This window comes from Phytomonospora endophytica, assembly GCF_014202425.1.
Classification (GTDB): Bacteria; Actinomycetota; Actinomycetes; order Mycobacteriales; family Micromonosporaceae; genus Phytomonospora; species Phytomonospora endophytica.
Genome location: NZ_JACHGT010000001.1, coordinates 782,338 through 793,225 on the forward strand (window position 1 = coordinate 782,338; position 10,888 = coordinate 793,225).

The window sequence follows — 10,888 nt, forward strand, 5'->3', positions numbered from 1 at the left end:
GCCGATCCTGTTTCGCACTACTTCGACGCGATGCAGTAGATGACGTCGGGGTTGGTCAGGGACTCACCCTCGGCGAGGTACTGGGTCGCGGCCTCGTCGTTCAGGCAGTAGGTGGTGCTGTCCGTTCCCGGGTTCTGCTCGACGGAGGTGACCGTGTAGACCGCCTCGGCGTCGCTGCAGTCGACGATCGACGTGTCGTTGGGGTCCGACGGGCTGTCCAGGCAGTCGCCCACCTTCGCGTCCAGCTCACTCGCCGAGTTGAAGATGGCACCGATGCCGAACTTCAGCACGAGGACGATGATGCCGACGACCACGACGCCGACGATCGCGGCGATCTTGCCACCGCCGCCCTTCTTCGCGGGCGGGGGCGGGGGCGGGAAGCCACCGGGGGGAGGAGGCTGCCCACCGGGAGGCGGGAAACCGCCGGGAGGAGGCTGGCCGCCCGGCGGGGGGTACTGGCCTCCGGGGGGAGGAGGGTAGTTGCCGGGGGGTGGTTGCTGTGCCATGTGAGTGTGTTCTCCTAAAGGGGTCACCGCGTGTCATCGCGGTTCTGGGGCGCTGACGAGCGTACTAAGTGCGTGCGACACTCCCACCACCTGGTGGGAGCTGGTGGAGATCAACACCCGTCATCCCCTACACTTGCCGGACCGATATCACCGCAGCGCAAGAATCACGTTGCCGATCGGTTACGAAATCCCGGGCCATTGTCGTCCCGACTACTCACGCGGGCTCAATCCGCGTTCCGACGACAAGGAGGCCCGTGGCGTTGACTCCTACCGTTGAACACCGCGATCTGTACCGCCCGGCTTACGAACACGACGCGTGCGGCGTCGCCTTCGTCGTGGACGTGCGCGGTCGACGGTCCCATCGCATCGTCGCCAGCGGCCTCTCGGCGCTGTGCCGGATGGAGCACCGGGGCGCCAGTGGCGCCGACCCGGACAGCGGCGACGGCGCCGGGATCATGCTGCAGATCCCCGACCGCTTCTACCGCGACGTCGTGGACTTCGCCCTGCCGCAGGCCGGTTCCTACGCCACCGGCCTGGTCTTCCTCCCGCCCGATCCCGCGCTCGCCGCCCAGGCGATGCGGATCGTGGAGAAGTACGTCATCACCGAGGGCGCCGTGCTGCTCGGCTGGCGCGACGTGCCCGTCGTCGCCGACGGCCTCGGTCCCGCCGCCCGCGACGCCATGCCCGCCATCGCGCAGGTGTTCATCTCCGCCGCCGGCCTGGCCGACGGGCGCGTCCTGTCTGGCATCGAACTCGACCGGGTCGCCTTCTGCGTCCGCAAGCAGGCCGAGCGCGAGACCCGCGAGCGCGGTCTCGACGTCGCGTTCCCGTCGCTGTCGTCGCGCACGATCGTGTACAAGGGCATGCTCACGCCCGAACAGCTCGGCGTGTTCTACCCCGACCTGACCGACCCGACCCTCGACTCGGCGATCGCGGTCGTGCACAGCCGCTTCTCGACGAACACCTTCCCCTCGTGGCCCCTCGCCCACCCGTACCGGATGGTCGCCCACAACGGCGAGATCAACACCATCCGCGGCAACCGGAACTGGATGAGCGCCCGCGAGGCCCTCCTCGACAGCAAGCTGATCCCCGGCCGCATCCGCCGCCTGTACCCGATCGTCACGCCCGGCGCGTCCGACTCGGCGACCTTCGACGAGGTCGTGGAGTTGCTGCACCTGTCGGGCCGCTCCCTGCCGCACTCGATGCTGATGATGATCCCGGAGGCGTGGGAGAGCGACGAGGGCATGGACCCCAAGCGCCGCGCCTTCTACCAGTACCACGCCAGCCTCATGGAGCCTTGGGACGGACCGGCGTGCGTCGCCTTCACCGACGGCACCCAGATCGGCGCGGTCCTCGACCGCAACGGCCTGCGCCCGGCGCGCTGGTGCCGCACCGAGGACGACCTGGTCGTCCTGGCCAGCGAGGCCGGCGTCGTCGACCTCGACCCCTCGACGATCGTGCAGAAGGGCCGGCTGCGGCCCGGGCGCATGTTCCTCGTCGACACCAAGGCCGGGCAGGTCCTCGACGACGACCAGATCAAGGCCGACCTCGCCGCCGAGCAGCCCTACACCGACTGGCTGCACGCCGGGCTGATCCACCTCGAAGAACTCCCCGAACGCGAGCACGTCGTCTACACCCACGACTCGGTGCTGCGCCGCCAGCGGACCTTCGGTTACACCGACGAGGAACTGCGGCTCCTGCTGGCGCCGATGGCCCGCGACGGCGCCGAGCCGATCGTGTCCATGGGCACCGACACGCCCATCGCGGCCCTCTCGAAACGCCCGAAGCCGCTCTACGACTACTTCACGCAACTCTTCGCGCAGGTCACCAACCCGCCGCTGGACGCGATCCGCGAGGAACTCGTCACCAGCGTGTCCACCACGATCGGTCCCGAGCACAACCTGCTCGACCCCGGCCCGGCGAACTGCCGCCAGATCCAGCTGCCCTACCCCGTCATCGACAACGACGACCTCGCCAAGATCCTGTCCATCGACGAGGACGGCGACCTGCCCGGCTTCAAGGCCGTCCGCGTCTCCGGCCTCTACCGGGTCCGCGACGGCGCCGAAGGCGTCCGCGACCGGCTCATCGAGATCTGCCGCCACGTCTCGGAGGCCATCGAGGACGGCGTGCGCATCCTCGTCCTCTCCGACCGCGACTCCACCGCCGACCTCGCGCCCATCCCGGCGCTGCTGCTCACCGCGGCCGTCCACCAGCACCTCGTCCGCGAGCAGACCCGCACCCAGGTCGCGCTCGTCGTCGAGGCCGGCGACGCCAGGACCGTCCACCACGTCGCCGTCCTGCTCGGCTACGGCGCCGCCGCGGTCAACCCCTACCTCGCCTTCGAGTCCATCGAAGACCTCATCATCACCGGCGCCCTGCCCGGCCAGAAGGCCGCCGAGGCGATCGCCTCCTACGTCAAGGCGCTCGGCAAGGGCGTGCTGAAGGTGATGTCGAAGATGGGCATCTCCACCGTGTCGTCCTACTGCGGCGCCCAGGTCTTCGAGGCCCTCGGCCTCGACCGCGACTTCGTCGCCCGCTACTTCACCGGCACCGACTCCCGCCTCGGCGGCGCCGACCTGTCCGTCCTCGCCGGCGAGGTCGCCGAACGCCACCGGGTCGCCTACGAGATGGTCGCCTCGGACGAGGCCACCGCCGACGGCATCGAACTCCTCGAACCCGGCGGGGACTACCAGTGGCGCAGGGAAGGAGAGGTCCACCTCTTCAACCCCGAGACCGTCTTCCTCCTCCAGCACGCCACCCGCTCGGGCCAGTACGACGTCTTCAAGCGCTACACCGAGAAGGTCGACGCGCTCGCCGCCGACAACGGCTCCCTGCGCGGCCTGTTCGGGCTGCGCACGGGCGACCGCGAGCCGGTCGGCATCGACGAGGTCGAGTCGGTCGAGTCGATCGTCAAGCGTTTCAACACCGGCGCGATGTCCTACGGCGCGATCTCGGCGGAGGCCCACGAGACCCTCGCCATCGCCATGAACCGTCTCGGCGGGCGCTCCAACAGCGGTGAGGGCGGCGAGGACGTCGACCGGCTCTACGACCCGCTGCGCCGAAGCGCCGTCAAGCAGGTCGCCTCGGGCCGCTTCGGCGTCACCACCGAGTACCTGGTCAACGCCGACGACATCCAGATCAAGATGGCGCAGGGTGCCAAGCCCGGCGAGGGTGGGCAGCTGCCCGGCAACAAGGTGCACCCGTGGATCGCCAAGACCCGGCACTCCACGCCCGGCGTCGGGCTGATCTCCCCGCCGCCGCACCACGACATCTACTCGATCGAGGACCTCGCCCAGCTCATCTACGACCTCAAGCACGCCAACCGGCGCGCCCGCATCCACGTCAAACTCGTCTCCGAGGCGGGCGTGGGCACGGTCGCGGCGGGCGTGGTGAAGGCCCACGCCGACGTCGTCCTGATCTCCGGGCACGACGGCGGCACGGGCGCGGCCCCCGCCAACTCCATCAAGCACGCGGGCACGCCCTGGGAGATCGGGCTGGCCGAGACGCAGCAGACGCTCATCCGCAACGGCCTGCGTGACCGCGTCACCGTGCAGGTCGACGGGCAGATGAAGACCGGCCGCGACGTGCTCGTCGCCGCGCTCCTCGGCGCCGAGGAGTACGGCTTCGCCACCGCGCCCCTCATCGTCACCGGCTGCGTCATGATGCGCGTGTGCCACCTCGACACCTGTCCCGTCGGCGTCGCCACCCAGAACCCGGCGCTGCGCGCCAAGTTCACCGGCACCCCGGAGTTCGTGGAGAACTTCTTCCGCTACATCGCCGAAGAGGTCCGCGAGCTGCTCGCCTCGCTCGGGCTGCGCAGCGTCGAGGAGGCCGTCGGCCGCGTCGAACTCCTCGACGTCGTGCCCGCCGTGCGGCACTGGAAGTCCAGGGACCTCGACCTGCGGCCGATCCTGGCCGCGCCCGTCGGCGACGGCCCGCGCCGCCGCCTCACCGGACAGCACCACGACCTCGACGGCACCCTCGGCCACCGGCTCATCGCCGCGGCCGAACCCGCCCTGGAAAGCCGTGAACCGGTGACGGTCAACCTGCCGATCCGCAACACCGACCGCTCGGTCGGCGCGATGCTGTCCGGCGAGGTCACCCGGCGCCACCGCGACACCCTCCCCGACGACACCATCGTCGCCCACCTGCACGGCACCGCAGGGCAGTCCTTCGGGGCCTTCACCACCAGCGGCGTGACACTGCGCCTGTTCGGCGAGGCCAACGACTACGTCGCCAAGGGACTGTCGGGCGGCCGGATCGTCGTGCGGCCGGACGCCTCGGCGCCGTTCGCGGCCGAGGAGAACATCATCGCCGGCAACACCGTCCTTTACGGCGCCACCGGCGGCGAGCTGTACCTCCGCGGCCAGGTGGGGGAGCGTTTCGCCGTCCGCAACTCCGGTGCCCTGGCCGTCGTCGAAGGCGTCGGCGACCACGGCTGCGAGTACATGACCGGCGGGACCGTGCTCATCCTCGGACCCACCGGCCGCAACTTCGCCGCGGGCATGTCCGGCGGCGTCGCCTACGTCCACCGCCTCGACCCCGGGAAGGTCAACGCCGAACTCGTCGACCTCGACCCGCTCGGCGCCGCCGACATCGACGTCATCGGCAAGCTCCTGCTGCGCCACGAACGCGAGACCGACTCCTCGGTCGCCGCGGGACTGCTGGCCGACTGGCCGCGCGCGGCCTCGGGATTCACCAAGGTGATCTCCCGCGACTACAAGCTGGTTCTCACCGCACAAGAGGCGCGCAAGGAAGCGGACGCCGCGACCGCGAAAGGTGGAGCGATCAATGCCTGACCCCAACGGCTTCCTCAAGCACGGCCGTGCCACCGCCGGGAAGCGGCCGGTCCCGCTGCGCCTCCTCGACTGGCGCGAGGTCTACGAACCGGGCGACCCGCAGGTCACCCGCGAGCAGGCCGCGCGCTGCATGGACTGCGGCATCCCGTTCTGCCACAACGGCTGCCCCCTCGGCAACCGCATCCCCGAGTGGAACGACCTGATGCGCACCGACCGGCCCGGGCAGGCCAGCGCGCAGCTCCACGCCACCAACAACTTCCCCGAGTTCACCGGGCGCCTCTGCCCGGCGCCCTGCGAAGCCGCCTGCGTCCTCGGCATCGGCGACGACCCCGTCTCCATCAAGCAGGTCGAGGTCGACATCATCGACCGCGCCTTCGCCGACGGGACCGTCGTCCCCCAGCCCCCGCTGGACCTCACCGGCAAGTCCGTGGCCGTCATCGGCTCCGGACCGGCCGGACTGGCCGCCGCGCAGCAGCTCGCCCGCGCCGGCCACGCCGTGACCGTCTACGAACGCGACGACGCCGTCGGCGGTCTCCTGCGCTACGGCATCCCCGACTTCAAGCTGGAGAAACGGCACATCGACCGCCGCGTCGGGCAGCTGCGCGCCGAAGGCGTGGAGTTCGTCACCGGCTGCGAGGTCGGCGTGGACGTGTCGGTCGGGCAGCTCCGGCGCCGCCACGACGCCGTCCTCCTCGCCGTCGGCGCCCTCCAAGGCCGCGACACCGACCTCGGCGGGCGCGAGCTCGCCGGGATCCACCTGGCGATGCCGCACCTCGTCGGCGCCAACCGCGTCGTCGCCGGCCGTGCGCCTTTCGCGCCGATCGACGCCCGCGGCAAGGACGTGATCGTCATCGGCGGCGGTGACACCGGCGCCGACTGCGTCGGCACGGCCCACCGCCAGGGCGCGAAGTCGGTCACCCAGCTCGACCTGTACCCCGAACCGCCCGGTGCGCGCGACGGCGAGCGGGACCCGTGGCCGACGTGGCCGGCGGTCCTGCGGACCTACCCCGCGCACGAGGAGGGCACCGAGCGGGTCTTCGCCGTGTCGGCCTCGGAGTTCACCGGGGACGGGCAGGGCCGCGTCGCCGGACTGCGCGTCAGCGAAGTCGTCGTCGACAAGTCCGAGGGCCGCCGTGACATCCGCCCGGTCCCCGGGACCGAGCAAGTCCTCCCGGCCGATCTGGTGCTCCTCGCGATCGGTTTCGAAGGCACCGAGGAACAGCCGTTGCTGTCGCAGCTGGGCGTGGCGCGCTCACGTCGCGGCAACATCGACTGCGGCAGCGACTGGCAGACCGAGGCACCGGGCGTCTTCGTCGCCGGCGACGCCCACCGGGGCGCCTCGCTGATCGTGTGGGCCATCGCCGAAGGCCGCGCGGCCGCCGCGGCGATCCACGCCTACCTCGGCGGGACGACCGCGCTGCCCGCGCCCGTCGAGAGCGACGCGCAGCCGCTCTCGGTCTAGACGAGGGACGTGCGGCGGCCGGTTCACCCGGCCGCCGCACGCTCACCGCACCGACTGGTCGATGCCCGTGTGGTGCTGCACGTCGTGATGCTCCGTCCGCCGCGGCGCCGCCGCCCGCGACGCCGCACAGCACGGCTCGGGACAGCTCCGGGCGTCGTCGGGGACCCGCATGGACACGATCGTCGCGTGCAGGGCGTCGAGACGATCGACGACCGGGTCGGAGGGCATCGCCTTCTCGTCCTCCTCGGCCTCCATCCGCCGCGCCTCCTCCATCGAGTTCAAGACCACCCCGATGAGGATGTTGACCAGCACGAAGGCCCCGAACAGCACGAAGGACACGTAGTAGGCCAGGCTCCACGGCGAGACCAGCAGCCCGTCGTGCACCAGGTCGCCGAGCCCTTCGAGGGTCAGCAGAAGGAACAGCGTCAGCGCGGCCTGCCCGATCGTGCCGAACTGCTCGGGATAGCGGTCGGCGAACATCAGCCACCCGACCATCCCGTACAGGTACAACACCACCGCGGCGACCGCGAACAGCCCGAGCGCGCCCGGAAGGCTGCGCCCGACCGCCACGACGATGATCCGCAGCGTCGGGAAGATCCGCACCAGCCGCAGCACCCGCGCCAGCCTCGCCAGGCGCAGCAGGGTCACGTTCTCGCGGATCCCCGGCACGAACGCCGCCGTGACGACCAGGAAGTCGAAGACGTTCCAGCCGTCCTTGAAGAACCTGCCCGGATGCCTCCCGAAGGCCGTGACACGGATGACCAGCTCGACGATGAAGAACCCGATGAACAGGGTGTCGAGCGCTTCCAGCAACCCGCCCATCCGCGCCTCGTTCGACGGGTAGGTCAGCAGGCCGAGGATCACGGCGTTCCCGACGATGGCCAGGCTGGTCAAGGTCTGGAACCAACCCGACGCCGCCACCTTCCGGCACACACCGGGCACTCCCCCCGGCGTCATGGTCACCACGGGACCACCCGCCCACGCGTCGCGAATCTGACAACAGGGGAGAAAACCAGCATTTCGTCACTGTACGAAACCGATCAACCCCGCACGGTCGTGGGTGCCGGGTGCGTCCATTCGGGTCGTAGGGGCCCCAACCGCACGAAGAGGTGCCAAGAGAGTCGCCCATTCGGGCGGACGGCTAACATTGGCCTCTGACCTGATCTCCCACGACTATGTCTGCGACAGGAGCAGCGGTGGCCAACGACGTTGCACCCGGCTCGTCCAACGGCCAGCCCCCCGGCAACAAGGAGACGGCACCCGCCGCACCCGCCCGGCCCGCCGCCGTCGAGGCGAGCGGTCTCGGCGGCGCGCCCACCGGACGCCGCGTACGAGCCCGCCTCGCGCGCTTCAACGCGCCCTGGCAGGCCCAGTCGGTGTCGGAGGTCCTCGAACCCCTCGTCGCCACACACCGGGCCAGTCACCCCCGCACCGACGTCAAACTTCTCCAGCGGGCCTACGACACCGCCGCCTACTGGCACAACGGCCAGTACCGCAAGTCCGGCGACCCGTACATCACCCACCCGCTCGCCGTCGCCTCCGTGCTCGCCGAACTGGGCATGGACACCACGACGCTCATCGCGGCCCTCCTGCACGACACCGTCGAGGACACCGACTACACCCTCGAACAGATGGAGAAGGACTTCGGCGGCGAGGTCGCCCTCCTCGTCGACGGCGTCACCAAACTCGACAAGGTCAAACTCGGCGACGCCGCCAAGGCCGAGACGATCCGCAAGATGGTCGTCGCCATGGCCAAGGACCCGCGCGTGCTCGTCATCAAGCTCGCCGACCGCCTGCACAACATGCGGACCCTGACCTTCCTCCCACGCCCCAAGCAGGAGCAGAAGGCGCGCGAGACCCTGGAGATCCTCGCGCCCCTCGCCCACCGCCTCGGTATGAACACCATCAAGTGGGAGCTCGAAGACCTGTCCTTCGCCACCCTGTACCCGAAGCGGTACAGCGAGATCGCGCGCCTCGTCGCCGAGCACACCCCGCAGCGCGAAATGCTCCTCGCGCGCGTCACCGACAAGGTCAACGCCGACCTGCGCGCCGCGAAGGTCAAGGCGATGGTGTCCGGCAGGCCGAAGCACCTGTACTCGATCTACCAGAAGATGATCGTCCGAGGACGCGACTTCTCCGACATATACGACCTCGTCGGCATTCGCATCCTCGTCGACTCCCTGCGCGACTGTTACGCCGCGCTCGGCGTCATCCACGCGAACTGGCAGCCCGTACCCGGCCGGTTCAAGGACTTCATCGCGATGCCGAAGTTCAACATGTACCAGTCGCTGCACACCACCGTGATCGGCCCGACCGGCAAGCCCGTCGAGATGCAGATCCGCACCTGGGCCATGCACCGCACCGCCGAATACGGCATCGCCGCGCACTGGAAGTACAAGGAGACCAAGGGCGCCACCATCGTCGGCCCGCCCGCGCACATCGACGAGATGGCCTGGCTGCGCCAGCTCCTCGACTGGCAGCGCGAAGCCGCCGACCCCAGCGAGTTCCTCGACGCGCTGCGCTTCGACCTGTCCAGCTCCGAGGCCTACGTCTTCACCCCCAAGGGCGACGTCATCGCCCTCCCCAAGGGCGCGACACCCGTCGACTTCGCCTACGCCGTCCACACCGAGGTCGGCCAGCGCTGCATCGGCGCCCGCGTCAACGGCAAACTCGTGCCCCTGGAGTCACAACTCGTCAACGGCGACGTCGTCGAGATCTTCACGTCCAAATCGGAGACCGCCGGACCCTCCCAGGACTGGCTGGGGTTCGTGCGCTCGCCCCGCGCCCGCACCAAGATCCGGCAGTACTTCAACCGCGAACGCCGCGACGAGGCCATCGAGCAGGGCAAGGACCTGATCACCAGGGCCATGCGCAAGCAAGGGCTGCCGCTCCAGCGGATGCTGACGACGGACGGCCTGACGGCCATCGCCAGGGAACAGCACCTCACCGACGTCACGGCCCTCTACGCCGCCGTGGGAGAGAACCAGCTGTCGGCGCAGACGGTCGTGCAGCGCCTCGTGGCCTCCTACGGCGGGACCGAAGGCGCCGTCGAGGACATCGCCGAGACCGCCGTGCCCTCCAAGCCCGGCCCACGCGAACGCGGGAAGACGCACGACACCGGCGTCGTCGCCGCAGGCGTCGAGGACTCCAACGTCCCCATCAAACTCGCCCGATGCTGCACCCCCGTACCGGGCGACGAGATCCTCGGATTCGTCACCCGGGCCGGCTCCATCAGCGTCCACCGCGTCGACTGCGAGAACGCCGACGACCTCCTCGACCAGCCCGAAAGGCTCGTCGACGTGAGCTGGCGGCCCTCGTCGGACTCGACCTTCCTCGTCGCCATCCAAGTCGAAGCCCTCGACCGTCACCGGCTGCTCGCGGACGTGACAAAGGTCCTGAGCGAAGAGAAGGTCAACATCCTCTCCGCGACCGTGACGACGACCAGGGACAGGGTCGCGGTCAGCCGGTTCACGTTCGAGATGGCGGACCCGAAGCACCTGGGGCACCTGCTGCGGGTCGTGCGGCGGGTGGAGGGTGTGTACGACGCGTACCGGGTGACGTCTAGCGGGGGGTAGGCGGGGACTCGTACTGGCGCGCGGGGCTGGTGGGCTTGGGGGGTGGTCGGGTTCGGGCTTGCTCGGGTTCGGGTTTGGCTTCGTGTCTCGTGCTTGCCGGTGCTTCTCGCGCTTGGTTTCGGGTTCGTGTCCGTCAGTTGTGTTCGCGTTCGGGCTCGGCTTTTGTGTCCGCTGCCTGCGCGCGCCTTGCCTTCGCGTCCTTCTTTCGCGCTCGCATCCATTACCTGGGCTCCCGCTCACCACTGACTTTCCGCGCTCGCCTTCGTGCTTGCACGCACCCCTCGTGTTTGGGTTCGTCCCTGCGTCCACCTCTCGTGTTTGTCGTCGTGTTCGCATCTAGTGCTTACGTTCGCTGTCGCACGTGACCTTCGTTGTCTTCTTGGGGCTCGCCGTCTGCTGGGGGAGTGGTGCTTGTGGCTGGGCCGCACCCTTTGGGGGGTGGGGTGGTTGTTGTCGCGCGTAGCGCGACTGGTCCCCTCGATCCACTTGCGTGTGTCTCCGTCGCTTCGGCCAGGGATTGGTGCAACACGAAGGTTCTGGGGCTGT

Annotated in this window: 5 protein-coding genes; 3 read left to right on the plus strand and 2 right to left on the minus strand. The window is 69.7% G+C overall.

The features are described 5' to 3' along the window. Positions 1 to 17: 17 nt before the first annotated feature. Positions 18 to 506 carry an LppU/SCO3897 family protein gene (locus HNR73_RS03260; RefSeq protein ID WP_184785681.1) on the minus strand — a complete coding sequence of 163 codons (489 nt, stop codon included), beginning with the start codon at positions 504 to 506 and terminating at the stop codon, positions 18 to 20. 254 nt (positions 507 to 760) lie between these two features. Between HNR73_RS03260 and gltB the strand changes: the two genes are divergently transcribed. Both gltB and HNR73_RS03270 read left to right on the plus strand, forming a co-directional pair. Then, positions 761 to 5,305: a glutamate synthase large subunit gene (gene gltB / locus HNR73_RS03265; protein WP_239122068.1), complete on the plus strand. Its 4,545-nt coding sequence runs from the start codon at positions 761 to 763 to the stop codon at positions 5,303 to 5,305. After that, positions 5,298 to 6,767 (plus strand): glutamate synthase subunit beta, encoded by a 1,470-nt coding sequence (locus HNR73_RS03270; protein WP_184785682.1) that lies wholly within the window; start codon positions 5,298 to 5,300, stop codon positions 6,765 to 6,767. The genes gltB and HNR73_RS03270 overlap by 8 nt, the downstream gene beginning before the upstream one ends. Positions 6,768 to 6,809: 42 nt before the next feature. Here HNR73_RS03270 and HNR73_RS03275 read toward each other — a convergent pair whose 3' ends face one another. Continuing rightward, positions 6,810 to 7,661, minus strand: coding sequence for an ion transporter (locus HNR73_RS03275; RefSeq protein ID WP_239122067.1), 852 nt, complete (start codon positions 7,659 to 7,661; stop codon positions 6,810 to 6,812). 281 nt (positions 7,662 to 7,942) lie between these two features. Here HNR73_RS03275 and HNR73_RS03280 point away from each other — a divergent pair, with 281 nt between their 5' ends. Then, complete coding sequence (locus tag HNR73_RS03280; RefSeq protein ID WP_184785683.1) at positions 7,943 to 10,342, plus strand: RelA/SpoT family protein; 2,400 nt, start codon at positions 7,943 to 7,945, stop codon at positions 10,340 to 10,342. Positions 10,343 to 10,888: the final 546 nt, after the last annotated feature.